Below are 24,081 nucleotides of genomic sequence, written 5' to 3'. Positions count from 1 at the left end.
GCCTGCCCGCCCTCACCTGGGGGACAGGACAACCGTGATCGAGTGGGGTCCGGGCCCTCACCGCCGGGGGTTGTGCGGCGAGGGCCCGGAGTCTTGCTCCCGCGTTGACCCGCGGGACGGGGAGCTACTTGGTGGCGATCGTCTGACCCACGAGGATCAGATCCGGGTCACCGATGTAGTCCTTGTTCAGCTCGTGCAGCGTCTGCCACCCACCGGGGAGGTTGAGCTGCTGGGCGAGCTTCGAGAGCGTGTCGCCCGCGATGACCGTGTAGTCGCCGTTCGGGTTGGACTTGCTCAGGGCGCTGGTCGCGGCGGCGGGAGCCGGGGCGGCCTTCTGCGCGACGACCTTCGGGGCGGTCGACTTCTTCGGGGTGGCCTTCTGCTGGGCGGGCTTGCTCGCCTTCACCGGACCAGCGCCTGCCTTCTTGCCACAGGTCGGCCACGCGCCGATGCCCTGGGACCTGAGCACGTTCTCCGCGACGCGGATCTGCTCCTCGCGGGAGGCGTTGTGGGCACTGCCCGAACCGCCGTTCGCCGCCCAGGTCCTCGGGTTGAACTGCAGGCCGCCGTAGTAGCCGTTGCCCGTGTTGATGCTCCAGTTGCCGCCGCTCTCGCACTGCGCGATCGCGTCCCAGTTGACGGGGGCGGCGGAAGCGGGGGCAGCGGCGAGCGCCATCGGGGCACCGACCGCGACGCCTGCGACGACGACGCGGGCGATGGTGCGTACAGCGGCGGACGGCCTGCGGTGTTTGCCTCGGTTAGCCATTTCGGTCTCTCCTCCCGCGCCTGCGAGCGTCTCGCTGGCGGGCGGGCCCGAAGTTCGGACCCGGGCGGGATTCGCACCCGGCCGCCACGCCTCGCGCGGACTCGCGCTCGTCGTGGTCCCTCGCCCCTGTCCGGAAGTTCGCTTTCGCTCGGGGTTGGTTCCCGAGAGACCGCCGGACAGGGTGTGGCGCCACGGACTCTCGGGTCGAACTCGACTGGTCGGGGCCAGCCGAATTGCGACGTTACGTAGCCGAGCGGCGTACGGGAAATTTCAAGACATGTGACGGTCATCACAGTAACGCGGTGCAAATTGCTGCGAGTAGACAAACTCGCAGGTCAGCGAGTTTTGTTTCACTGTTATGGTCCTGTGTCCTACCCGAGATATTTCACGCTGGGTGAGGCTTGCCTCACGTCCATTCGGGCCGGTTGGGCCGTTGGTGACTCAGCCGCCCGCGAACGGCGGGAGCACGTCGAGGTCGGTTCGGTTGCCCAGTGGAGCCGTCCGGTCGCGCACGGCGATCCCGTCGAGCAGGAAGCTGGACGCGCGCAATACCCGGGACAGCTCGCCGCCGTGGCGCGCCTCCAGGGTGGTCAGGGCGTCGTGCACCGTCGCGTTCGCGGGCAGCAGCACGCTCTCCTCCGCCACCCCCGCCGCGGCCCGTGCCCCGGCGAAGTACCGCACCCGCAGGGTCGTTCCGTCCACCCTCAGCCCCCGATCGCGCTCATCGGCCGCAACGGCTGGGCGAAGCCTGCCTCGTTGATCTGATGACCGGCGAGCTTGGCCCACATCGTCGACCGCCACAACTGGGCGATGTCGTCGTCGCTCGCGCCTTCGCGCAGCGGCCCGCGCAGGTCGGTCTCGGTCTGGCTGAACAGGCACGACCGCAGCGCGCCGTCCGCGGTGAGCCGGGTGCGGTCGCAGTCGCCGCAGAAGGGGCGGGTGACCGAGGCGATGACGCCCACCTCGGCCGGGCCGCCGTCGACCAGCCAGCGCTCCGCGGGCGCCGCGCCGCGCGGAGTGGGGCTCGGCGTCAGCTCGAAGCCCGCGCGCAGCATGTCCAGGATCTGTTCGGCGGTCACCATTTCCGACCGGTTCCAGCCGTGCTGCGGGTCGAGCGGCATCTGCTCGATGAACCGCAGGTGGTAGCCGTTGTCCACGCAGTAGCGCAGCAGCGGCACGGCCTCGTCGTCGTTGACGCCGCGCAGCAGCACCGAGTTGACCTTCACGGGCGCGAGGCCTGCGGACTGCGCGGCGGCCAGGCCGTCGAGCACGTCGGAGAGCCGGTCGCGCCGGGTGATCTCGGTGAACCGGTCCTGGCGCAGCGTGTCGAGCGAGACGTTGATCCGGTCTAGGCCCGCGTCGGCCAGCGAGCGTGCGCGCCGCGACAGTCCGATCGCGTTGGTGGTCATGGAGATTCGCGGCCGCGGGGTCAGCGCCGCGGCGGCCGCGATGATCGTCTCGATACCCTTGCGCAGCGTCGGCTCGCCGCCGGTGAACCGGACGTTGGTGACGCCGAGTTGCTCGACCGCGATCCTGATCAGCCTGCCGAGTTCGGCTTCGCTGAGCATCTCGCCGCCCGGCATCCAGTCGAGGCCCTCGGCGGGCATGCAGTAGGTGCAGCGCAGATTGCAGCGGTCGGTCAGCGAGACCCGCAGGTCGGAGGCGATCCGGCCGAAAGTATCGATCAGTGCGGGCGTGTCCGGCCGCGGCGCGCCATTGTTCGTACCCGGGACACCTGGGAGTCCTAGATCAACCGCTGTCACCAGATCAAGGGTAGTCGCAAACAGCACCGGGTGAGCCGTTCGGCGCAGCGAATTAATTGAACGGTCCACGTCCTTGGCGCGACATAGCCGAGTCTAGCGTGACTAGTGCGCACGTGCGGAGATAATGTCACGCTCATGCCGTACTTTCGGTTCTCCGAAGCCGCCCGATTGCTCGGTGTCAGCGACGACACCGTGCGGCGCTGGGTCGACGCGGGCCATCTCGCCGCCGAGGTGGACACCGCGGGCCGCAAGGTCGTCGCGGGCGCCGTCCTCGCCGAGTTCGCCCGCGCCAGGGCGGGTGAGATCCCCGACCCGATCGAGGCGGGCCGCTCCGCCCGCAACCGGTTCGTCGGCCTGGTCACCGCGGTCGTCACCGACAAGGTCATGGCCCAGGTGGAGATGCAGTGCGGACCGCACCGCGTGGTGTCGCTGATGAGCTCGGAGGCCGTGCGCGAAATGGGCCTCGAACCGGGCGTGCTCGCCGTCGCTCTGGTCAAGGCCACCACGGTGATCGTCGAGATCCCCGACCTGTGATCCGCCGGTATCCGAACGATCACGGCTGGTCACCGCCGGTGTGGCGCTGAGCCGATCATTGCGCGTCACCGATCCGGCTCGCCTATCGTCGGACCTGTGCAGCAAGAGAGCTCCTCGGGCACCGAGGTGAAGGCGCCACCGACCTACGTCGTGGGGGACGTGCACGGTCACCGTGCGGAACTGCTCGACGCACTGCGCACGGCCGGGCTGATCGATGGCGACGGTGCCTGGGCGGGCGGCGAGACGCACCTGTGGTTCCTCGGCGACTTCGTCGATCGCGGCCCCGACGGGATCGGCGTGATCGACGTGGTGATCCGCCTGGCCGACGAGGCCGAGCAGGCGGGTGGCCGGGTCGAGACGCTGCTCGGCAACCACGAGATCCTGCTGCTGGGCATGCACAAGTTCGGCGACACCGAGGTCCCGTCCGACTTCGGCCCGCGCAGCTTCGCCCGGAGCTGGGAGATGAACGGTGGCCGCAGCAGCGACCAGGAAGCGCTCACCCCCGAGCACCTGGCCTGGCTGATCGAGCGCCCCGTGCTGGCGCTGGTCGGCGAGCACCTGCTGATGCACTCCGACACCCTGGAGTACCTGTGCTGGGGCGAGGACATCGACGCGATCAACGCCGCCGTGCGCGCGGTGCTGCACGACGACGACCTCGTCCAGTGGTGGGACGTGTGGCGCCGCATGACCACTCGGTACGCCTTCCGCGGCGCCCTCGGCGAACAGATCGCCGACGAGTTGCTCACCGTGCTGGGCGGGCAGCGGGTCGTGCACGGCCACAGCGTGATCGCCGACCAGCTCGGCATCCTGCCGATCCAGATCGAGGGCCCGTACGAGTACGCGGGCGGCAAGGCCCTCGGCGTCGATGGGGGCGTGTTCGTCGGCGGACCGTGCCTGGTCGTCAAGCTGCCCTGGGCGGCAGCGGACGGCGAGCCGGGCGACGGCGACACGGTCGAGCAGTAGCCCGCGCGGGTTCGCCGCCGTGTTTACGTGATCGGGACGATCCGGGTGCCGAGCGGGACCAGCGACACCGGGATCAGCTTGAAGTTCGCGATGCCCAGCGGGATTCCGATGATCGTCAGACAGAGCAGCAGCCCGGTCACGATGTGCCCGATCGTCAGCCACCAGCCCGCGAAGATGATCCACACGACGTTGCCGACGAGCGACGGCGCGCCCGCGTCCCGGCGCACTTCCACGGTGCGGCCGAAGGGCCAGAGGGCGTAGTTGGCGATGCGGAACGAGGCAAGCCCGAACGGGATGGTGATGATCAGGATGCAGCAGATGACGCCCGCGAGCAGGTAGCCCAGGGCCATCCAGAAGCCGCACAGCACGAGCCAGATGACGTTCAGCAGCAGACGCACGTCCGCCAGTGTCCCGCACCCCTCCATCTGGGGCTGCAATCCTGGCCGCGACCCAGTCAGGATGGTGAGCGGGGACACAGCACACGAGGAGACGGTGATGTCGACGAGGTCAGCGCCCGCACAGCCCAGCTACACCTCTGGAACGTCCGAGGTACCGCTGTTGGGCGACACCATCGGCCACGACCTCGACCGCACGGTGGCCGCGCACGGTGACCGTGCGGCGTTGGTCGATCGGGAGTCCGGCAGGCGGTGGACCTATCGCGAGTTCGCGGCCGAGGTGGACGCGGTGGCGCACGGGCTGCTGGCGCTCGGTGTCGGCAAGGGCGACCGGGTGGGGATCTGGGCGCCGAACTGCGCCGAGTGGACGTTCACCCAGTACGCGACGGCGAAGATCGGCGCGATCCTGGTCAACATCAATCCGGCGTACCGCGTGCACGAGTTGCAGTACGTGCTCAACCAGGCGGGCATCCGCACGCTGGTGGCGGCGCCGTCGTTCAAGACGTCGGACTACGCGGCGATGATCGAGGAGGTCCGGCCGAACTGCGCGGGCCTGCGCGACGTCGTGCTGATCGGGCGGGAGTCGTGGGACTCGGTGGCGGGCAGCGTCGGCGACCCGGAGCGGCTCGTCGAGATCGGCCGCACGCTCTCCGCGGACGACCCGATCAACATCCAGTACACCTCCGGCACCACGGGCTTCCCCAAGGGCGCCACGCTGTCGCACCACAACATCCTCAACAACGGCTTCTTCGTCGGCGAGCTGTGCAACTACACCGAGCAGGACCGCGTCTGCATCCCCGTGCCCTTCTACCACTGCTTCGGCATGGTCATGGGCAACCTCGCGGCCACCACGCACGGCGCGTGCATGGTGATCCCGGCGCCCGGATTCGACCCGAAGGCCACCCTCGCGGCCGCCGCCGAGGAGAGGTGCACGTCGCTCTACGGGGTGCCGACGATGTTCATCGCCATGCTCGCCGAGCCCATGGTGGACGAGTTGGACCTGACTTCGCTGCGCACCGGGATCATGGCGGGCTCGCCGTGTCCGGTGGAGGTGATGAAGCAGGTCATCGACCGGTTGGGCATGGCGGAGGTGACCATCTGCTACGGCATGACCGAGACCTCGCCGGTGTCGACGCAGACCCGCGCCGACGACTCCGTCGACCGGCGGGTGTCCACGGTCGGGCGGGTGCACCCGCACCTGGAGGTCAAGGTGGTCGACGCGGAGACCGGCCTCACCGTGCCGCGCGGTGAGCCGGGGGAGTTCTGCACCCGGGGCTACTCGGTGATGCTGGGCTACTGGGAGCAGCCGGACAAGACGGCCGAGGCCATCGACAGCGCCAGGTGGATGCACACAGGCGACCTCGCGGTGATGGACGACGAGGGCTACCTCAACATCACCGGCCGGATCAAGGACATGGTCATCCGCGGCGGCGAGAACATCTACCCGCGCGAGATCGAGGAGTTCCTCTACACCCACCCGGCCGTGCTCGACGCGCAGGTCATCGGGGTCCCGGACGAGCGCTACGGGGAGGAACTGATGGCGTGGGTGCGGATGAAGGACGGCGCGGAGCCGCTGACCGCGGAGTCCGTGCGCGAGTTCTGCGAGGGCAAGCTCGCCCGGTACAAGATCCCGCGCTACGTGCACGTGGTCGACGAGTTCCCGATGACGGTCACCGGCAAGATCCGCAAGGTGCAGATGCGCCAGGAGGCCGTGGCGATCCTCGGCCTGGACGCCGCCGCGGCCACCGAGCACGCCTAGGCGTCCGACCTCGAACCGCCGCCCGGCTCCGCTGGGCGGCGGTTTCGTTCCGTGGACAATTAGCCCGTTCGTGTCCATTGGTTGACACGAAGCCTGCTTCGCGTCAATCTTGACGACAAGAGATGTCGAGGTTGTCACACTGGCGAGGAGGCGGTCATGACGGCGACGGTCGGCGCGCGCACGGCGGAGCAGGAAACCACCTGGCGGGACGGCAAGCGCTACGCGTGGCTGCTCGGTCTGGTCATTCCGGCCGCGCCGTTCATCGCGTGGGGGCTGGTGTCGGCCACCGGTCTCGGCCTGTTCTGGTGGACCGGGCCGATCCTGCTGTGGGGCCTGATCCCGCTGATCGACCTGATCGTCGGCACCGACCAGAAGAACGCCCCGGACGAGCTGATCGAGGCGCTGGAGGGCAACCGGTACTACCGCTGGATCATCTACCTCTACCTCCCCGTCCAGTATGTCTCGCTGGTGGTCGCGTGCTGGCTGTGGACCACGTACCCGATGGCGCTGGTCGACAAGATCGGCCTCGCGTTCACCGTCGGGGTGGTCGCGGGCCTCGGTATCAACGCCGCCCACGAGTTGGGCCACAAGAAGCAGCACCACGAACGCTGGTTCGCCCGAGTCGCGCTCGCCCAGTCCGGCTACGGGCACTTCTTCATCGAACACAACCGCGGCCACCACGTGCGCGTGGCCACCCCGGAAGACCCGGCCAGCGCCCGGTTCGGCGAGACCTTCTGGGAGTTCCTGCCGCGCTCGGTGGTCGGCAGCGCCCGCTCCGGCTGGTCGCTGGAGAAGCAGCGGCTCGCCCGCGCGGGCAGGGGGCCGTGGACGCCGGGCAACGACGTGCTCAACGCGTGGGCGATGACCGTGGTGCTGTTCGGCGCGCTGACTGTCGCGTTCGGGCCGTCGATCCTGCCGTATCTGGCGATCCAGGCGGTGTTCGGGTTCTCGCTGCTGGAGGTGGTGAACTACCTGGAGCACTACGGTCTGCTGCGGCAGAAGAACGAGCGGGGGCGCTACGAGCGGTGCGCGCCCCGGCATAGCTGGAACAGCAACAACGTCTGCACCAACGTGTTCCTCTACCACCTGCAGCGGCACAGCGACCACCACGCCAACCCGACCCGGCGCTACCAGGCGCTGCGGCACTTCGACGAGGCGCCGCAGTTACCCGCCGGGTACGCGTCGATGATCGTGTTCGCCTACTTGCCGCCGGTCTGGCGCCGGGTGATGGACAAGCGCGTGCTCGCCCACTACGGCGGCGACATCACCCGGGCGAACCTGCATCCGCGCACCCGCGAGCGAGTGCTGGCCCGGTACGGGGCCCGGTGATGGCCGCGTTCGGCTGCCCGGTCTGCGAGTACGTCTACGACGAGGCGACCGGGAACGCTCGCGAGGGCTTCCCGGCGGGCACCGCGTGGGCCGACGTCCCCGAGGACTGGTGCTGCCCGGACTGCGGGGTCCGGGAGAAGGTCGACTTCGAGGAGGTGGACGCGACACGGGCCGAGGCAGGCGGACACCGGCGGTGAAATCGGCGGGTGATCTCGGTGGTGTCCACCTAGTTGACAAGACTCGGGGCTGGTGACAACGTGGTGGGCATGACTGCCGCGCGTCCGAGGGTTCCGTTCGCCGAGGCCGCCCGGGCGCTGCTGCGCGACACCCTGCTCGCCGCCGCGGGCGATGTGCTGCGGGAGCGGGCCTGGTCGGAGATCACCATGGCCGACGTCGCCACCGCGGCCGGGGTGAGCAGGCAGACCCTCTACAAGGAGTTCGGCTCGCGGCAGGCGTTCGCGCAGGCGTACATCCTGCACGAGTCCGACCTGTTCCTCACCGCCGTCGAGGAAGCCATCGCGGCCAACGTGCACGACCCGAAACGGGCCGTGGCCGCCGCGTTGGAGGTGTTCCTCACCGCCGCCGCTGAGGAACCGCTGATCAAGGCGATCGTCGCGGGCGATGACGGCGACGGCTTGCTCCCGCTGGTCACCAACCACGCGGGCCCGATCCTCACCGGCGCCACCACGCGGCTCGCGGGGTTCCTGGCCACCAGTTGGCCCAAGGTGGCCGCGATCGACGTGCGGTTCGTCGCGGAGAACATCGTGCGGCTCGCGATCAGCCACGCGGCCTCGCCGTCCGGGTCGGCCACCGAGTCCGCGCGGTCGGTGTCGGCGGTGTTCGGTCCGTACCTCGACCACCTCGTGGCCGAGGCATGAGCGAGCTTGCGAGCGAGTCAGTGTCACAGGGCGTCCGCGAGGGGAGGCAGTGAGTCTCGCGGTCGGCTTCGACCTGGACATGACGCTCATCGATCCGCGGCCGGGCATGGTGCTGGCGATGAACATGCTTGCCGCGGAGAGCGGTCTGCGGCTGCCCGGCGAGCACTTCGCGGAGCACCTCGGGCCGCCGCTGGAGATGATCTTCCGCGGCTACGAGGCGCCCGAGGAGCGCATTCCGTGGCTCATCGACCGGTTTCGGGCGCTCTACCCGGAGATCGTCGTCCCGGCCACGGTCGCGCTGCCCGGCGCGGCTGCCGCGCTCGACGCGGTCCGGGCGGCGGGTGGGCGCACCCTGGTCGTCACCGGCAAGCACGGCCCCAACGCCGCGCGCCACCTCGCCGCGTTCGGGTGGCAGGTCGACGTCCTGGTCGGCGAGCGTTGGGCGGCGGCCAAGGGCGAGACACTGCTGGAGCACGGCGCGTCGGTGTTCGTCGGCGACCACGGCGGCGACATGGCGGGCGCCCGGGTCGCAGGCGCGGTGGCTGTGGGCGTCACGACAGGCCCGTGTGACGCGGCGGAACTGCGCGCGGAGGGCGCCGACGTCGTGCTCGCCGCGCTGACCGAGTTTCCGGCCTGGTTCACGGGATATCTCGCGTGCTAACGCCGCCGCACGACGTGCGCGACGCCGACGATCAGGCCGATCGGCAGGCCCATCGACACCGCCCACAGCCAGGGCGCCTGCCGGTTCATCGCGGCGAGCACGAAGATGGCCACCACCGCCAGCAGTCCCACGGCGAACAGCGCGAACGCCACGCTCAGCGTGCGGGTGTCACGAGCGCGAACGGTCATGGGCGCCAGGATAGTTCGCCCTCAGCGAAGAACCGATGTAACGCCCACCCCGGCCAGAGGCGAACTAACCCGCGCGTCCCGCTGTGGCCTAGGCTGACAAGACGCGTCCCGGGTACGCCCCAGGGCGCGTTCGTCTTGCGCGGGACGAGGTCCGTGGCGCGCGGACGAGACGAGTCGACGAGGGAACGGTGAGATCAGTGCCGACCGGCAAGGTCAAGTGGTACGACGCGGAGAAGGGCTTCGGGTTCGTCACGCAGGACGGCGGCGAGGACGTCTACGTCCGCGCGTCCGCGCTGCCCGCGGGAGTGCCCGGGCTCAAAGCGGGGCAGCGCATCGAGTTCGGCGTCGCCGACGGGCGCCGCGGCCCGCAGGCGCTGTCCGTGCGGCTGATCGACCCTCCGCCGTCCATTGTGGAGGCTCGCCGCCGCCCGGCGGAGGAGTTGCACGGCCTCGTCGAGGACATGATCAAGATGCTGGAGTCCACGGTCCAGCCCGACCTGCAGCGTGGGCGCTACCCCGACCGCAAGGTCACCAAGCGCATCGCCGAGGTCGTTCGGGCGGTTGCTCGGGAGCTGGACCCGTAAACCGTCAGGTATTGACCTTCAGCATCCAGTAGCCGCTGACCAGGAGCTGGTCGCCGTTCGCGACGGCCAGCTTCTGCACCCCCGCGAACAGCAGCCGCTCGGCGTTGTCGGGGAGCCGCAGGGTGTAGGCGAGCTGGTTCTCGCGCGGGAAGATGATCCGGCTGCTCGCGTCCACCCGCTGCCCGTCGCGGTCGAGGTAGGAGAACACGACGCCCCAGGGGCTTTGGGCGACGTCCGAGGGCACCGACACCTGCACCGGCCTGCCCTTGCGGATGCGCAGTTCGGCCGCGGCGTCGTCGTTGCGCAGACAGGCCGTGGCGCCGATCTCGCAAAACACCTGCGGCGCGGTGCGCGCCGTCTCGCCGTCAGCGAAGAACGTGACCTCGGGCGGTGGTGGGGCGGCGCACCCGGCGAGCCCGACGACCGCGCAGGCGAGGACTGCGATCAGGGCACGGCGCACGCAGTGGACCCTACGGCTCGCGCCGCGGCGGCGGCGGCGGACCCTCGCGCAGCTCGGTGGCGGGCGTCGCGAACCGTCTGCCCGACGTCCCGGTGCGGCTCGGCCGCGCGGGCCGGTCGCCGCCGAGGCCCGGGATCAGCGACGCCCCGCGCCGCGTCATCAGCGTCTGGGTGAGGCCGACAGCCAGCAGCACCGACACCACCAGGAACCCGACCCACCAGATCGGCGGCAGCAGCACGCCGATCGCGCCGCCGAACACCCAACCCATCTGCAGCACCGTCTCCGAGCGGCCGAACGCCGACGCGCGCGACTCCTCGGGCAGGTCGTCCTGGATCACCGCGTCGAGGCTGTTCTTCGCCAGCGCGCTGGCGACCGCGCCGACCAGCCCGACCATCGCCGCCGTGACGATGCCCGCCGCGAACGCGGCGATCACGGTCGAGACGAGCGCGCCGATCACACAGCCCAGCACCACCTGCTCGGGGTTCCCGACGTGGATGCGCGCGCCGATCGCGTTGCCGCCGAAGCTGCCCAGCCCCGCCGCGGCCGCGATCAGCCCGAGCAGCAGGAGCTGCTGGACGGGCGCGGCCTCGTGCTGAGCGCGCACCGCGAACGCGGCGAACATCATCAGGAACCCGGTGAGCACGCGGATGGTTCCGTTGCCCCACAGGGAAACCACGACGTGCCTGCCCATCGGCTGGCGTCTCGGTTTGTCCGGGTGCGCGCTGATCGACGCGGGCACCTCGCCCTCGGTGACCTCCACCCAGGCCGGGATGCGCAACGCCTGCACGGCACCGGCCACGCAGACCACGGCGGCGAACCACAGCGCGCCCGGCGAGTCGAAGATGTTGGCGAACAGCACCGCGACACCGCCGAACACACCGCCCGCGGCCAACCCGAACACCGTTAGTCGCGCGTTGGTCTTCGCGAGCGTGATCTCCGGCGGCAGGACTCTGGGCGTGATCGACGCCTTGAGCACGGTGAACGACTTGGACAGCACCATCTTGCCGAGCGCGGCAGGGTAGAGCAGCCAGTCGCCGAAGTGCAGGGCCATGATCACGCACATCAGCGCCTGGCCTGCCGACGCGGCGCACATGGCGAACCGGCGGCCGCGCTGGATGCGGTCGAGCGCGGGCCCGATGACCGGCGCCAGCAGCGCGAACGGGGCCACGGTGATCAGCAGGTAGAGCGCGACCTTGCCCTTGCTCTCGCCGCTGGCCGCCGAGAAGAACAGCGTGTTCGCCAGCGCCACGGCCATCGCCGCGTCGCCAGCGTAGTTGAGCATGGTGGCGTAGGTCAGCGAGGTGAGGCCGGACTTGTCGGCGCCGTCGGCGTTGGCCGCCTTGCGGAACGCGGTCACCGCCTGGCCGGTGAGCTGCCTGCCGCGCATGGCCGCGACCCGGGTCACGGTCAGCTTCTTGGGGAACTGCGGCGCCCCCGGCGCGAGCCGGTCGTCGCGCTCGGGTGCGAGTTCGTCTCGGCGGTCGTCCCGGTAGCCGTCCCGGTCATCCCGGCGGTCGTCCCGGTACTGCTCCCGCCGGTCGTCCGGGTACTGGCCCCGGTGATCGTCCCGGTACTGCTCGCGGCGGTCGTCCCGGTAGTCGTCGCGGTAGCGGTCGCCGTAGGTCTCGTACTCGACGTCCTCGGGCTGCTCCAGCCTGCGCGTCGGGTTGCGCCGTGGGCGGTAGTCCTCAGGCGGGTAGCGGTGGGGTGGGGGGATGGCGTGCGTGGGCGGCTCTTGGCGGCCCCAGCCCCGCGGCGCCCGGTGCGGCGACTCCGGCTGGGGCGGCGGCTCAGGAGTCCGCCAGTCGGGCTGTGGCGCCGACGCCCAGCCCTTCTTGCCCTTGCGGCCCGAGCCAACCCGACCGGCCCGGCCGCGGCGGCCGGGCGGTGGTTGATCTGCGGAACCGGAGCGAATCACGTTATCCATCCTGCCGTAAGAAGAGCCTGTCCAGTACAGGGACGTGCGAGGCCGCCCCGGGATGCCTAGTGGTCACGACCATCCACTAGTTACTGTCCGTACCGAAGCGGATTCGGAACATCTTCGGCCAGAGCTTGCCCGTGACCAGGAACTCGTCGGTGCCCGGCAGGTTCGCGATACCGTTGAGCACGTCCGTGCTTGACCGCTCGTGCGGTTCGAGCAACCCGGACAAATCGATGATCCCGGTGACCGTGCCGGAGGCCGGGTCGATCCGCACGATCTCGTCGGTCTGCCACACGTTCGCGTAGACGGTGCCGTCTACGCACTCCAGTTCGTTGAGCTTGCTCACCGGGCCGGTGTCGGCCACCACCCGCACCTCGCCGCGCGCCGCGAAGGTGTCGGGGTCGCGGAAGGTCAGCTTGTCGGAGCCGTCGCTCATCACGAGCCTGCGCCCGGGCGCGTCGAAGCACAGGCCCCAGCCCTCGCCCTGGTAGCCGACCCGGCGCCGCTCGGCCAGGCTCGCCCGGTCGCGCTCGATGGCCACGCCCTGCTGCCAGGTGAGCTGCCAGATCCGGTCGTCCACCACGGTGATGCCCTCGCCGAAGAGATCGCCGGGCAGCGCGGCGCGGCGCTCGACGGTGCCGGTCTCCGGGTCGGTCGCGCGCAGTTCGGACTTGCCCGCGAGCCCCGTGCCCTCGTAGAGCACGCCGTCGACCAGCTCCAGTCCCTGGGTGAACGCGGTCGTGTCGTGCGGCCGCTCGTCGAGCACCTCGACGCGCAGTCGGGGGGTGTCCTGGGTGGGCCCAGGCGCGTCCGCGGCGCACCCGGCGGCGAGGCAGGCGAGGGCGGTGGCGGCGGTCAGACGGGCGAGCACACCTCCAGCGTGACACGGCTGCAACGGCCCGCGGGGTCGTGGGGCACAATCTGGTGTGATGACCTCGACGCCAGCACCAGAAGCCGTGACCGACCCCGCGCTGCTCGCGGCGGTCGAGTTGGCGCGCGCCGCCGCCCAGGCCCAGGCCGGGGCGGAGGTGGGCGAGCACGTCGGCGTGGCGCCCGAGGACTCCGCCGCCGCCACGTACCTGTTCGAGGCGGCCAAACCCGGCTACCGGGGCTGGCGCTGGGCGGTCACCGTCGCGGCCGCGGGCGACGGCAACGCGGTCACCGTCAGCGAGGTTGTGCTGCTCCCCGGGCCGGACGCGCTCACCGCGCCCGCCTGGGTGCCGTGGCAGGAGCGGGTGCAGGCGGGCGACCTCGGCGTCGGCGACCTGCTGCCCACCGACCCCGACGACCCACGCCTGGTCGCGGGGTACGTCCAGTCCGACGATCCGGCGGTCGAGGCGACCGCGCTGGAGGTCGGGCTCGGCCGGGTGCGGGTGCTGTCCCGGTTCGGCCGGATCGACGCCGCCGACCGCTGGCAGGGCAGCGACTTCGGCCCCGAGGCCGAAATGGCCCGCAGCGCCCCCGCGCACTGCGGCACGTGCGGCTTCTATCTGCCGGTGGCGGGTTCGCTCGGCGCGGCCTTCGGCGCCTGCGGCAACGAGATCGCCCCGGCGGACGGCCGAGTGGTGCATGCCGAGTACGGCTGCGGCGCCCACTCGGAGGCCGACGTCGAGCAGGTCTCCCCGGTCCTCGTGGCCGACCTGATCTACGACGACGCCCTGCTCGATGTCGAGACCACCGCTCGCACCGAGCCGGTGATCGCCGACGTCGAAGTCGTCGACGAGCCCGCCGAGGACGAGTCCGCTCCCGTCGACGCGGTGATCGAGGCCGCGGTGATCGAAGACGCGGTGATCGAAGACGCGGTGATCGAAGACGTGGACGGGCCGGTCGTCGAGGACGAGTCTCGCCCGGTCGAGTGAGCGCCGACCCGTTCGGCACCGCGTCGCTGCGGGACTCGGTCCTGGGCGCGTGGGCGTCCTCGCCCACGCGGTTCCGGGAGGACGCCAACGCCGAGGAAGACCTCTACCTCGGCGGCTACCGCGACCGCCTGCTGGTCGAACTCGCGCAGAACGCCGCCGACGCCGCCGAGGGACCCGGCACGCTGAGACTGTCCCTTGTGGACAACGAGCTGCGCGCGGCCAACACCGGACGCCCGCTCGACGCCGCCGGGGTGGCGGCGCTGGCCTCGTTGCGGGCCTCGGCGAAGCGGCGGGCGCAGGGCGTGGGGCAGTTCGGCGTGGGGTTCGCGGCGGTCCTTGCCGTCACCGACGCGCCGCGCGTTGTCTCGATTGACGGTGGCGTCGCGTTTTCCGCCGACCAGACCCGTGCCGCCGTCGCGGACCAGCCCGATCTCGCGGCCCGGGTGGCCGAGCGGGACGGGCGGGTTCCCGTGCTGCGGCTGGTCTGGCCGGTCGGGGCCGAGCAGCCGCCCGCTGGGTTCGCGACCGAGGTTCGGCTGCCGCTGCGGGCCGGGGTCGACGGCGCCGCGCTCCTGGCGGAGTTCGCCGTGCAGGCCGTCGATCTCCTGCTCGCGCTGCCCGCACTCGGCAGACTGGAAATCGGCGACGCCACCTGGTCCCGGGTCGACCTCGACGGCCATCGGGTCGAGATCCATGGGCAGGCGGGCGTCGCGAACTGGTTGGTCCATCGCACGGCGGGCGTGCTTCCCGAGCAGGTCACCCGAACGCTGGGCGTCGAGGCGCGGGAGCGTCCGCAGTGGACAGTGTGCTGGGCCGTGCCGGTCAACGGAACCGTTGTGCCGCAAGCACTCGGCGCAGACGTACTATACGCCCCGACGCCGACCGACGAACGGTTGTCGCTGCCCGCGCGGCTGGTGGCCACGCTGCCGATCGAGCCGACCCGGCGGCGGTTGCTGCCCGGACCGGCGGCCGACGCGGTGCTCGCCGAGGCGGCACGGGCCTACCCCGATCTCGTGGCGCTGGTTCCGGCCGAGCACCGCACCAAGCTGGTGCCGATCCCCGGGTTCCCGGTGTCCGAAGTGGACGATCGACTTCGCGGGCTGCTGCTTTCCGCGCTACGCCAAGCAGTCTGGCTGCCCGCCGCGGTGACGGGTGAACTCGCGCCCGTCCGGTCGCGGGTGCTCGACGTGGTGGCGCCGGGACTGGCCGACCTGCTGTCCGAGGTGATCCCGGACCTGGTGGTGGGCCCGCTGTCCGAGCCCGCCCACGCGGGCGCGCTTGCCGCGCTGGACGTGCGGCGGCTGCGGCTCGCCGAGGTGGTCGCGGCCATCACCGGCACCGCGCGGCCCGCCACGTGGTGGCACGCGCTCTACACCGCGCTCGCCCCGGTGGTGGACACCGACGCGACCGCGCGGGAGGAGTTGGGCGGCCTCCCGGTGCCGCTCGCCGATGGTCGCACGCTGCCCGGACCGCGCGGCGCCATCCTGGTCGACGGCGACGACGAGCTGCTCGACCTGTTGGCGCACGCCGAAGTCGGCGCGCTGCGCGTCGTGCACGCGGCCGCGGCGCATCCGATGCTGGAGCGGTTGGGGGCCCGCCGCGGCGGTGCCGTCGACCTGCTCGACGCGGGCGGCCTGCAGGACGCGGTGGAGCGCAGCCTGGACGACGCCGAGTCCGGTGTGGACGTTCGCGGCCTGGTGTCGATCGTGCTGCGCCTGGTGCGCGACGCGGGTGTCCGCGCGGGGGAGCGCCCGTGGTTGGGTGCGTTGGCCCTGCCCGATTCCGTGGGCGACTGGCGTCGCGCCGACGAGTTGGCGCTGCCCGGCTCGGGGCTGCTCGACGTGCTGGACGAGGACTCCCCGGTCGGCGTGCTGTCGGCCGACCTCGCCGCCGAGTGGCCCGACACTGTGCTCACCGCGCTCGGCGTGCTCGACGCGTTCGCGCTGGTGGTCGACGAGGCGCCCACTGGTCCAGACCACGATCTGGCGGACGAGGCGGCCTGGTGGGACGCCCGGCCCGAGCCCCCGGCCAGGGTGCTCGCCGTCCGCGACCTCGACCTCGTCACCGACGACGCCTGGCCGCGCGCGCTGCGGCTGCTGGCAGGCGAACCCGAGACCTGGCGCGCACTGCACGAACCAGGTGGCCACACCGGCTGGTGGATCGCGCGGCACGCGCTGCTCGACGGCGCCGCGCCCGCCGACTGGCGGATGCCGGACGCGGACGAACTGGCCGGGCTGTACGACCCGGTGCCCGATCTCGGGATCGACGCCCGGGTCCTCGCGGCTGTCGGCGTCCGCTCCGCGCTGACCGTCGACACCGCCGACGACGCCGAGGATCTGTTGTCCCGCTTGGCAGATCCCGATCGCGCCGTCCCGCCAGGGACCGTACTCCGGGTGCACGCCGCGCTGGCAGACGCCGTCCTGGACGACACTCTGGACCCCGCCGATGTCCGGCTTCCCGATGGCGTGCGCACCCTGGCGGGCACGGTGACGGCCGACTGCGCGGTACTCGACGCGCCGTGGCTGCTCGCCGTGCTCACCGACGAGCAGGTGATCTCCGCCGGTCCTGACTTCGCCCTGGCCGAGCCGCTGGCCGACCTGCTCGACCTGCCGCTGGCCTCCGACGAGGTGGCGGGCGAGGTCGTGTCGGCAGGCGAAACGGTGCCGTGGGCCGAACTGGGCGCGGTCGCGGCGGCGTGCGAACTGTTGGGTGTGGACGTTCCGGCCGGTGGCGCGGTGCTGCACGACAAGCTCGTGGTGCGCACCGCGACCGGCGAGCGGCCGGTGCCGTGGTGGGTCGTCGACGGCGTGGCGCACTGCGCGGACACCCCCGAGGCGCTGTCGCGCGCCCTGGCCTGGACCACCGACGGCTGGGCCGATCGGCACACGGTCGCGGCGCTGCTTGAGGACCCGGCGCACTACCTCGTCTGACTACCGGGGACACGCAGGCGCGGGCGGCCCGACGACGAATCCGTCGCTGATCCACTGGCCACTGTCCAATTTGTCCCAGAGGGTGGTCGACCCCCGGATGCCCCGCACCCGGCTGCCGCGAGCCGAGCAGGTGACGCGGACGACGGTGCCACTGGTGACCTGACCGACGACGCGGTACCTCGACCCGGGCCCCTCCCGCAGGTTCACCGCGGCGTTCTGGCCCGCGTCGACCGTGCTCGTGGGCAGCACCGGGGGCGGCCCCGGCGGTGTGGTGGCGCCGTAGTTGACGAGGCGCCCGCCCGGCCGGACTCGTCTTCCGTCGTGCTCGGCCTGGCCCCGATACGGGGTATCGCCCTCGGTGAAGGTCCAGCCGCCGATTGTCCGGCCGCCGACGCCGATATGGCTATCGCCGTGCAGCAGCGAGAAATGCACGTGCGCCCCGGAACTGGAACCGCCACAGGGCAGGCCATTGCCGGTCTTGCCGAGATAGGTGCCGACCTGCACATCGGCGCCGTCGGCCAATGTGGTCAGATCGGTCATGTGGTAGTAGGTCGTGCTGTATCCATTGGGATGCACCACTTTGACCAGGCCGCTGCCGTTGCGCACACAGCTCTTGTAGACCTTGCCGGGTCCGGCCGAAAGCACTCGGCCGTCGCCGCCGTTGAAGTCGATCGAGCTGAATGGCGGGACCGCCGCACTGTTCCCGTGCGGCCCGCCGCCCATGTACCACGCGACACCCGTCGGCCAGGGCAGGGATAGGCCGGTGTCCGCCGGAATCTCCTGCGCGTTCACCTGGTTCTCGGTGAACAGTTTCCGCTCGCTGTCGGACACGAGTCCGGCCGGTGCCCGGCCGACCAGGTCGACGAAGTCCGTGCTGCCGCTGAGCGCGGTCACCCACCGGCCGTCGACCTTGTGCGCCACGAACAGCGAACTCTGCGGCGTGCCGTGTGCCGCCGCGGACAGCGGGACCGTGGTCGAGCCGAATGCCCACGTGCCGCTGACCTGGCGCGTCGTCTCCACGACCGGTGCGGCGCCCGAGCGCTCGACGCCCGGCTTGGCCAGCGCCGCGGTGCTGACGGACTCGGTCAGGTCGGCGGTTGCCGCCGCGTTCGCGGGCGCCGGAAGAACGAGGACGCCCACACCGACGACGGTCACGGTGAGCAGGCGTGTTTTCACCAACAGGTATTTCATGCTGATCTTCTCCTCGCCGGGGAGTGCGAAAGAACGCCGATTCGGCGCAGCGGAAAACGGCGTCGAGTCGGCCAGGCGAAAAAGTCACGCCTGCGCACTCAACGCAGCGGTGCAGAGCGGGAGCCCCAGTTAACGGACTATCGCGATAAGCGGGCTAAACCGCGGTCGGCGGCATAGCGCGATATTGCCCGGTCCACGGCGGACGGGTGGTGACAAATCATTCGTGCCTCCTGCAGGGGTGCGCCGCAATCGGCACGGGAGGAACTATGCATTTGTGTCGCCGCTCCCAGGAGTGGGCGGCTGGATGCATAGTTACCCACGATCGGGTGAAAAACAACCCCTATCGAGCAGGAACACACAGACTCGCGCCAGTGGCGATCAGAAGGTAATCAATCCCCTGCGCAGCGTGAGAGAAACGGCCCGCTAATTGATCTTCTGTGCGCCCCGGTCGCCCCGGTTCGAGGCACGCCGCTGCCACCCCATGATCAAGCCCCCTACTATGCCCAGTGCTACGCCGGACAACGCCGTCCACAACCAGATGGGCGGGGTCTTGTCGAAGCCGTAGCGGGCTATCAGCAGCACCACCGCCACCACAATCCACGCACCGGTGACGACGTACACGAGGGGGCCGAGCGCCAGCAGCCGCTGCGGGAGCGGTGGAGTCGGGCGCAGGGACTTCTTCGGTTGCTCTTCCGCCGGTCCAGCCACAACCGGGAGGCTACGGCATGGCAACAGACACCACGCCCCGCTCCGCACTCGACCGCTTCTTCAAGATCAGCGAGCGCGGATCCACCACGTCCAGAGAGGTCCGCGGCGGGCTCGTCACATTCGTGACGATGGCCTACATCGTGGTCCTCAACCCGCTGATCATCGGCAGCTTCGCCGCCGACGACACGGCCGCGCACAAGGACCTGTTCGGCGGCATCCTCCCGGTCGACCAGGTCGCCGCGGTGACCGCGCTGGTGGCCGGGGTGATCACGATCCTTTTCGGTCTCGTCGCCAACTACCCGTTCGCGCTGGCCACCGGGCTCGGCATCAACACGTTAGTCGCGGTCACCATAGCGCCGCAGATGACGTGGGCCGAGGCCATGGGGCTGGTCGTGGTCAACGGCATCGTCGTGCTGCTGCTGGTGATCACCGGGGTGCGCACCGCCGTGTTCAACGCCGTGCCGCCCGCGCTGAAGTCGGCGATCGCGGTCGGCATCGGCCTGTTCATCTGCCTGATCGGCCTGGTCGACGCCGGGTTCGTGCGCAGGCTGCCCGACGCGGCCATGACCACTGTCCCAGTAGGACTCGGGATCAACGGCTCGATCGCGTCCTGGCCGACCCTGGTGTTCGTGGTCGGCCTGCTCGTCATGGGCATCCTCGTCGCCAAGCGGGTCAAGGGCGCGATCCTGATCGGCGTGGTGGTCGCCACCGTGCTGTCCATCGTGATCGAGTCGATCGTCGACGCGGGACGGTCGCTGGGCGTCAACCCGAAGGGCTGGAACCTGGGCTACCCGGCGCTGCCCGACGAGGTCTTCGGCCTGCCCGACCTGTCGCTGCTCGGCGAAGTCTCGTTCGGCGCGTGGTGGCGGGTGCCCGCGCTCACCGCCGCGCTGCTGGTGTTCACCCTGGTGCTGACCGACTTCTTCGACACCATCGGCACCATGACCGGCCTCGGCAAGGAGGCCGACCTGATCGACAAGGACGGCCAGCTCCCCGGGGTCGGCAAGGCGCTGTTCGTCGACGGCCTCGGCGCGGTCGCGGGCGGTGTGGCGTCGTCGAGTTCCAACACCGTCTACATCGAATCGGCGTCGGGCATCGCCGAGGGGGCGCGGACCGGGTTGGCGAACGTGGTCACCGGCCTGCTGTTCCTGGCCGCCATGTTCTTCACCCCGCTCTACCAGGTGGTGCCGATCGAGGCGGCGGCGCCCGCGCTGGTCGTGGTGGGGGCGCTGCTGATCGGGCAGATCCGCGACATCGACTTCACCGACTTCACCATCGCGCTGCCCGCGTTCCTGACGATCGTCGTCATGCCGTTCACCTACTCGATCGCCAACGGCATCGGCGCGGGCTTCGTCAGCTACGTCCTGCTGCAGGCGGTCACCGGCAAGGCGCGCGGCGTGCACCCGCTGCTGTGGGTGGTGGCCGTGGCGTTCGGCTTCTACTTCGCCATCGGCCCGATCCAGGCGGCCTTCGGCTGATCCGCCCGACGCGCACCCCCGCCAGGGTGGCCGGGGTGCGCGCCGGGGTAATTCGGCCGCCATCGTTGTTTAGTGAGGTATGCTAACCATCGTGGCGGAGGAGTCTGAGGCGGCGGATCGAGCGCTCACCAGCCGGTTGCGGCTGGCGGTGGTGCGGCTCAACCGCAGGCTGCGGGCCCAGCGCACCAACGACTCGGTCACCCTGACCCAGATCTCGGCGCTGTCGTGTCTGCACAAGTGCGGGCCGCTGTCGCCGGGGGAGTTGGCGGCGAAGGAAGGCGTGCAGCCGCCGTCGATGACACGGGTGATCGCGGCGCTGGAGGAGATCGGCTACCTCAGCCGCAGCCCGCACCCGAGCGACGGGCGGCAGGCGATCGTCGCGCTCACCGAGGCGGGCAACTCCTACATCGAGGCAGACATCTCCGCCCGCGAAGCGTGGCTGGACAAGCGGTTGGCCGAACTCGACGACACCGAGCGGGCGACGCTCGCCCAGGCCGCCGAGATCATCGACAGGATGGCGGGGCAGTAGAACCAGTGCCGGGACGTGCGGGTGGTACCCGAGAGCAGCGGTCCGATCGCGGCTCGACACCACCGCCCATCCGGCGGGCGCAGACTGTCCCAGTAGGACAGTCTATTTCGGACATTCAGACGACGCCGAAGCCGGGCATGTTCACCTCGCTTCGGGTGCGCAACTACCGGCTGTTCGCCGCGGGCAACCTGTTGTCCAACCTGGGCACCTGGATGCAGCGCATCGCCCAGGACTGGCTCGTCCTCGTGCTCACCGACAACGATCCGCTGGCCTTGGGCATCGCCGCGGCACTGCAGTTCCTGCCGACGGTCCTGCTGTCGCTGTGGGCAGGCGTGCTCGCCGACCGGCTCGACAAGCGCAAGCTGCTGATCTGGGTGCAGGTCGGAATGGCGCTGTGCGCGGTGGTTCTTGGCGTTCTCGACGTCACGGGCGTGGTCCAGGTCTGGCACGTCTACGTGCTGTGCGTCGTGCTCGGGGTGTTCTTCGCGGTCGAGGTGCCGGTGCGCCAGTCTTTCGTCGCCGAGATCGTCGGCCGCGCCCAGGTGACCAACGCGGTCGCGTTGAACTCCACCAGCTTCAACCTCGCCCGCGTCGTCGGCCCGGCCATCGCGGGCGTGATGATCATCCTGATCGGCACCGGCTGGCTGTTCCTGGCCAACGCCGCGCTCACCGGCGCGGTGATCATCGGGCTGCTGCGGATGGACCCCGCGAAGCTGCACCGGTCGCCGAAGATCCCGCGGCGCAAGGGGCAACTCCGCGAGGGCCTGAGCTACGTGCGCCAACGGCCCGACATCCTGTCGGTGATGGTGCTGGTGTTCTTCGTCGCCACCTTCGGCATGACGTTCTTCGTCACCCTCGCGGTGGTGGCGGCCAACGTCTTCCACCAGGACGCGGCGGGCTACGGCCTGCTGTCCACCGCGCTGGCGGTCGGCACGTTCACGGGCGCGCTGTGGGCGGTGCGACGCAGCGCCAAGGGCAGGCCGCGGACCCGGCTGCTGCTCGGTTCCGCGTTCGGCTTCGGCGTGCTGGAGATCGTGGTCGGGTTCATGCCGACCTACACCACCTTCGCGATCGCGCTGGTGCCGGTGGGGTTCGCCGTGATGACCTTCATGACCACGGCGAACGCCACCGTGCAGCTCGCCGTGGCGCCGGAGATGCGCGGCCGGGTGATGGGCCTGTTCATCCTGGTGTTCGTCGGCGGCAACCCGATCGGCGCGCCGATGACGGGGTGGATGGCCGACCAGTGGGGTGGCCGGTCGCCGTTCGTCATCGGCGGCGCGATCGCGGCGCTGGCCGCGGTGGCCTGCGGCGTGGTGCTGATCCGGCGCGGCGGTGTGCGCCTGCCGGTCACCCGGTGGGGCAAGCTGCGCGTGCTGCGGACTCAGAACTTGTAGGTCGCCGAGACGCTGGTGATCCAGCCCTGGGTCTGCGTGTTCACCTTGGTGTGCTGGATCTGTGTGCTGATCTGGACGGCAAGGCCGGTGTTGGAGGGGTGCTGCTGCCCTTTCGGGTGAAGGACTTGCCGACCTACCAAAGTTAGGCTAACCTAAGTCTCGTCGCTTCGTGGTGGGAGTGGCAGTCAGTTCGGGAACAGCGAGACCCCCGCACCCTGCGTCCGGTGCGGGGGTCTCGCCTTTGGGTCGACTCGCCGGTCGGCGCGGCGGCGGTTCGGGGACGGGTTCAGACGTCGATCGGCCAGGTGTGCACGGGGTCGCCCGCGTCGCTCAGGTCGATGTAGCGGCGCAGCATGCCGACGAGCGCCGCGTCCCGGTCCAGGCCGCGCGATTCCAGGAGCGCCACCGTGTCCCGCTGCCATGACGACCCGGTGCGCCGGGCCAGGCAGCGCTGTTCGATCACGCCGAGATAGCGCTCGCGGACGCGGTCGGCCACGCCGCAGTCGCGCAGGCCCTCGTGCGCCATCGGCAGCAGCTTGCGCAGCACCAGCTCGTCCGGCGGCACCCAGCCGATGCCCGGCCAGTACAACTGCGCGCCGAAGGCGTGTCTGGCGCCCGCGTGCAGGTTCTCCTCGGCGGCCTGGAACGACATCTGGGTCCACAGTGGACGCTCCTCGGCGGTGAGCGCGCGCTGGGCGCCGTAGAAGAAGGCCGCGTTGGCGATCAGGTCGATGATCGTGGGACCCGATGGCAGCACCCGGTTCTCCACCCGCAGGTGCGGCACGTTGTCTGTCACGTCGTACACCGGCCGGTTCCAGCGCCAGATCGTGCCGTTGTGCAGCCGCAACTCGGCGAGCCGCGGCGCCCGGCCGGAGTCCAGTGCCTCGAACGGGTCCTCGTCGTCCACCTCGGGCAGCAGGCCGGGGAAGTAGCGCACGTTCTCCTCGAACAGGTCGAAGATCGAGGTGATCCACCGCTCGCCGAACCACACCCGCGGCCGCACACCCTGGTTCTTCAGCTCCTCCGGCCGGGTGTCGGTGGCCTGCAGGAACAGCGGGATGCGGGTCTCGTGCCAGAGCGCTTTGCGCAGCAGGAACGGCGAGTTCGCCGCGATGGCCACCTGCACGCCCGCGAGGCACTGCGCGGCGTTCCAGTTGGGCGCGAAACTCTCCGGCGGGACCTGCAGGTGCAGTTGCGCCGACGTGCACGCCGACTCCGAGAGGATGGAGTCCTGCAGGCTGCGCAGCCGTTCCGGGCGCTGCCCCGGCATCGGCGAGCCCTCCATGTTCAGCAGCATCTCCTCGCCCCGGGCGGCGAAGATCTGGTCGTTGAGCTTGCGGTAGCGCGGGCTGTGCGAGAGCCACTTCGGGTGGAAGTGCTCGCCGCGCAGCGTCGGCAGGGTGCCGATCATGACCAGCGTCACACCCGCCTCGCGGGCCTTGTCGCTCGCGTCGGCGATGGTGTGCCGCAGTTCGATCTCCAGGTCGGCGGCCTGCTCGCCGCGCAGCGGCCGGGGCGGCATGTTCAGTTCGAGATTGTGCTGCCCGAGTTCGATGGTGTAGCAGGGGTTGTCGATTTTCGCCAGCACCGCGGTGTTGAGCATCGCGGGCTGCAGCGCGTCGTCGACCAGGCTCAGTTCGATCTCCAGGCCCATGTGCGGCGGAGACTTCGAGAAGCCGCCCTCGGTGAGCATCCGCTCCAGCGCGTCCAGGCACCGCTGGACTTTGTGGCGGTAGCGCTGCCGGTCCTCCTGGCTGAACGCGTCGGTCGATACGTGCTGGCCCATGCCGC

22 protein-coding genes and 1 pseudogene are annotated in these 24,081 nt (G+C 70.6%); 12 read left to right on the top strand and 11 right to left on the bottom strand.

The window, feature by feature from the left end; all coding sequences use genetic code 11:
- Window positions 1–124 precede the first annotated feature (124 nt).
- The 3 genes from ACT4N7_RS00415 to moaA all read right to left on the bottom strand — a co-directional run bounded on the left by ACT4N7_RS00415 (window position 125) and on the right by moaA (window position 2,529).
- Window positions 125–766: a transglycosylase family protein gene (locus ACT4N7_RS00415; RefSeq protein WP_444826495.1), complete on the bottom strand. Its 642-nt coding sequence runs from the start codon at window positions 764–766 to the stop codon at window positions 125–127.
- Between the two features lie 441 nt (window positions 767–1,207).
- Window positions 1,208–1,468, bottom strand: a complete 261-nt coding sequence (locus tag ACT4N7_RS00410) for a MoaD/ThiS family protein (protein ID WP_444826494.1) — start codon at window positions 1,466–1,468, stop codon at window positions 1,208–1,210.
- 2 nt (window positions 1,469–1,470) lie between these two features.
- Window positions 1,471–2,529 (bottom strand): GTP 3',8-cyclase MoaA, encoded by a 1,059-nt coding sequence (gene moaA, locus ACT4N7_RS00405; protein WP_444826493.1) that lies wholly within the window; start codon window positions 2,527–2,529, stop codon window positions 1,471–1,473.
- Window positions 2,530–2,664: 135 nt separating this feature from the next.
- Between moaA and ACT4N7_RS00400 the strand changes: the two genes are divergently transcribed.
- Together ACT4N7_RS00400 and ACT4N7_RS00395 are read left to right on the top strand one after the other, a co-directional pair.
- Window positions 2,665–3,063 (top strand): TOBE domain-containing protein, encoded by a 399-nt coding sequence (locus ACT4N7_RS00400; protein WP_444826492.1) that lies wholly within the window; start codon window positions 2,665–2,667, stop codon window positions 3,061–3,063.
- A 96-nt stretch (window positions 3,064–3,159) separates the two neighbouring features.
- Window positions 3,160–4,026, top strand: a complete 867-nt coding sequence (locus ACT4N7_RS00395) for a metallophosphoesterase (protein WP_444826491.1) — start codon at window positions 3,160–3,162, stop codon at window positions 4,024–4,026.
- 23 nt (window positions 4,027–4,049) lie between these two features.
- Here ACT4N7_RS00395 and ACT4N7_RS00390 read toward each other — a convergent pair whose 3' ends face one another.
- Window positions 4,050–4,424 (bottom strand): YccF domain-containing protein, encoded by a 375-nt coding sequence (locus tag ACT4N7_RS00390; protein WP_444826490.1) that lies wholly within the window; start codon window positions 4,422–4,424, stop codon window positions 4,050–4,052.
- Between the two features lie 97 nt (window positions 4,425–4,521).
- Between ACT4N7_RS00390 and ACT4N7_RS00385 the strand changes: the two genes are divergently transcribed.
- The 4 genes and pseudogenes from ACT4N7_RS00385 to ACT4N7_RS00370 all read left to right on the top strand — a co-directional run bounded on the left by ACT4N7_RS00385 (window position 4,522) and on the right by ACT4N7_RS00370 (window position 9,048).
- Window positions 4,522–6,180 (top strand): AMP-binding protein, encoded by a 1,659-nt coding sequence (locus ACT4N7_RS00385; protein ID WP_444826489.1) that lies wholly within the window; start codon window positions 4,522–4,524, stop codon window positions 6,178–6,180.
- Between the two features lie 156 nt (window positions 6,181–6,336).
- Window positions 6,337–7,706 (top strand): annotated as a pseudogene (locus tag ACT4N7_RS00380) (fatty acid desaturase).
- Between the two features lie 69 nt (window positions 7,707–7,775).
- The gene (locus ACT4N7_RS00375) at window positions 7,776–8,387 is read left to right on the top strand and encodes a TetR/AcrR family transcriptional regulator (RefSeq protein ID WP_444826488.1); all 612 of its coding nucleotides are present in this window, start codon (window positions 7,776–7,778) and stop codon (window positions 8,385–8,387) included.
- 49 nt (window positions 8,388–8,436) lie between these two features.
- Entirely contained in the window at window positions 8,437–9,048 is a 612-nt protein-coding gene (locus ACT4N7_RS00370; RefSeq protein ID WP_444826487.1) for an HAD family hydrolase, read from the top strand.
- On the opposite strand, the gene ACT4N7_RS00365 is transcribed toward ACT4N7_RS00370, so the two are convergent.
- Entirely contained in the window at window positions 9,045–9,236 is a 192-nt protein-coding gene (locus tag ACT4N7_RS00365) for a hypothetical protein (RefSeq protein WP_444826486.1), read from the bottom strand. The two genes, ACT4N7_RS00370 and ACT4N7_RS00365, sit on opposite strands and share 4 nt — an antisense overlap.
- Window positions 9,237–9,433: 197 nt before the next feature.
- Between ACT4N7_RS00365 and ACT4N7_RS00360 the strand changes: the two genes are divergently transcribed.
- Window positions 9,434–9,820 (top strand): cold-shock protein, encoded by a 387-nt coding sequence (locus ACT4N7_RS00360; protein WP_444826666.1) that lies wholly within the window; start codon window positions 9,434–9,436, stop codon window positions 9,818–9,820.
- A 4-nt stretch (window positions 9,821–9,824) separates the two neighbouring features.
- Here ACT4N7_RS00360 and ACT4N7_RS00355 read toward each other — a convergent pair whose 3' ends face one another.
- The 3 genes from ACT4N7_RS00355 to ACT4N7_RS00345 form a co-directional block, all read right to left on the bottom strand.
- Complete coding sequence (locus ACT4N7_RS00355; protein WP_444826485.1) at window positions 9,825–10,280, bottom strand: DUF2771 family protein; 456 nt, start codon at window positions 10,278–10,280, stop codon at window positions 9,825–9,827.
- Window positions 10,281–10,290: 10 nt separating this feature from the next.
- A complete protein-coding gene (locus ACT4N7_RS00350) occupies window positions 10,291–12,198 on the bottom strand; it encodes an MFS transporter (RefSeq protein WP_444826484.1) in 1,908 nt (635 codons plus the stop codon).
- An 85-nt stretch (window positions 12,199–12,283) separates the two neighbouring features.
- Window positions 12,284–13,072 carry a glutaminyl-peptide cyclotransferase gene (locus tag ACT4N7_RS00345; protein WP_444826483.1) on the bottom strand — a complete coding sequence of 263 codons (789 nt, stop codon included), beginning with the start codon at window positions 13,070–13,072 and terminating at the stop codon, window positions 12,284–12,286.
- A gap of 58 nt (window positions 13,073–13,130) precedes the next feature.
- On the opposite strand from ACT4N7_RS00345, the gene ACT4N7_RS00340 reads away from it, so the two are divergent.
- Both ACT4N7_RS00340 and ACT4N7_RS00335 read left to right on the top strand, forming a co-directional pair.
- Entirely contained in the window at window positions 13,131–14,060 is a 930-nt protein-coding gene (locus tag ACT4N7_RS00340) for a DUF3027 domain-containing protein (RefSeq protein WP_444826482.1), read from the top strand.
- Window positions 14,057–16,990 (top strand): sacsin N-terminal ATP-binding-like domain-containing protein, encoded by a 2,934-nt coding sequence (locus ACT4N7_RS00335; protein ID WP_444826481.1) that lies wholly within the window; start codon window positions 14,057–14,059, stop codon window positions 16,988–16,990. The genes ACT4N7_RS00340 and ACT4N7_RS00335 overlap by 4 nt, the downstream gene beginning before the upstream one ends.
- Here ACT4N7_RS00335 and ACT4N7_RS00330 read toward each other — a convergent pair whose 3' ends face one another.
- Both ACT4N7_RS00330 and ACT4N7_RS00325 read right to left on the bottom strand, forming a co-directional pair.
- Window positions 16,991–18,181, bottom strand: a complete 1,191-nt coding sequence (locus ACT4N7_RS00330) for a peptidoglycan DD-metalloendopeptidase family protein (protein WP_444826480.1) — start codon at window positions 18,179–18,181, stop codon at window positions 16,991–16,993. It abuts the gene before it with no gap.
- A gap of 423 nt (window positions 18,182–18,604) precedes the next feature.
- Window positions 18,605–18,889, bottom strand: coding sequence for a DUF2530 domain-containing protein (locus ACT4N7_RS00325; protein WP_444826479.1), 285 nt, complete (start codon window positions 18,887–18,889; stop codon window positions 18,605–18,607).
- A gap of 17 nt (window positions 18,890–18,906) precedes the next feature.
- Here ACT4N7_RS00325 and ACT4N7_RS00320 point away from each other — a divergent pair, with 17 nt between their 5' ends.
- The 3 genes from ACT4N7_RS00320 (at window position 18,907) to ACT4N7_RS00310 (ending at window position 22,290) form a co-directional block, all read left to right on the top strand.
- Window positions 18,907–20,367: an NCS2 family permease gene (locus ACT4N7_RS00320; RefSeq protein WP_444826478.1), complete on the top strand. Its 1,461-nt coding sequence runs from the start codon at window positions 18,907–18,909 to the stop codon at window positions 20,365–20,367.
- Window positions 20,368–20,458: 91 nt separating this feature from the next.
- Complete coding sequence (locus tag ACT4N7_RS00315) at window positions 20,459–20,896, top strand: MarR family winged helix-turn-helix transcriptional regulator (protein WP_444826477.1); 438 nt, start codon at window positions 20,459–20,461, stop codon at window positions 20,894–20,896.
- A gap of 137 nt (window positions 20,897–21,033) precedes the next feature.
- Window positions 21,034–22,290 (top strand): MFS transporter, encoded by a 1,257-nt coding sequence (locus ACT4N7_RS00310; protein ID WP_444826476.1) that lies wholly within the window; start codon window positions 21,034–21,036, stop codon window positions 22,288–22,290.
- Window positions 22,291–22,576: 286 nt separating this feature from the next.
- Here ACT4N7_RS00310 and ACT4N7_RS00305 read toward each other — a convergent pair whose 3' ends face one another.
- Window positions 22,577–24,076 (bottom strand): glutamate--cysteine ligase, encoded by a 1,500-nt coding sequence (locus tag ACT4N7_RS00305; RefSeq protein ID WP_444826475.1) that lies wholly within the window; start codon window positions 24,074–24,076, stop codon window positions 22,577–22,579.
- Between the last annotated feature and the right edge of the window lie 5 nt (window positions 24,077–24,081).

It is taken from the genome of Actinokineospora sp. (assembly GCF_052390155.1).
In the GTDB taxonomy this organism is placed as follows: Bacteria; Actinomycetota; Actinomycetes; order Mycobacteriales; family Pseudonocardiaceae; genus Actinokineospora.
This window is presented reverse-complemented; position numbering and strand designations above follow the sequence as displayed.

Coding starts and splice junctions, on each gene's coding strand:
- ACT4N7_RS00320 (WP_444826478.1), top strand. CDS start 18,907: ATGGCAACAGACACCACGCCCCGCTCCGCACTCGACCGCTTCTTCAAG.
- ACT4N7_RS00340 (WP_444826482.1), top strand. CDS start 13,131: ATGACCTCGACGCCAGCACCAGAAGCCGTGACCGACCCCGCGCTGCTC.
- ACT4N7_RS00385 (WP_444826489.1), top strand. CDS start 4,522: ATGTCGACGAGGTCAGCGCCCGCACAGCCCAGCTACACCTCTGGAACG.
- ACT4N7_RS00310 (WP_444826476.1), top strand. CDS start 21,034: ATGTTCACCTCGCTTCGGGTGCGCAACTACCGGCTGTTCGCCGCGGGC.
- ACT4N7_RS00400 (WP_444826492.1), top strand. CDS start 2,665: ATGCCGTACTTTCGGTTCTCCGAAGCCGCCCGATTGCTCGGTGTCAGC.
- ACT4N7_RS00375 (WP_444826488.1), top strand. CDS start 7,776: ATGACTGCCGCGCGTCCGAGGGTTCCGTTCGCCGAGGCCGCCCGGGCG.
- ACT4N7_RS00330 (WP_444826480.1), bottom strand. CDS start 18,181: ATGAAATACCTGTTGGTGAAAACACGCCTGCTCACCGTGACCGTCGTC.
- ACT4N7_RS00365 (WP_444826486.1), bottom strand. CDS start 9,236: ATGACCGTTCGCGCTCGTGACACCCGCACGCTGAGCGTGGCGTTCGCG.
- ACT4N7_RS00305 (WP_444826475.1), bottom strand. CDS start 24,076: ATGGGCCAGCACGTATCGACCGACGCGTTCAGCCAGGAGGACCGGCAG.
- ACT4N7_RS00415 (WP_444826495.1), bottom strand. CDS start 766: ATGGCTAACCGAGGCAAACACCGCAGGCCGTCCGCCGCTGTACGCACC.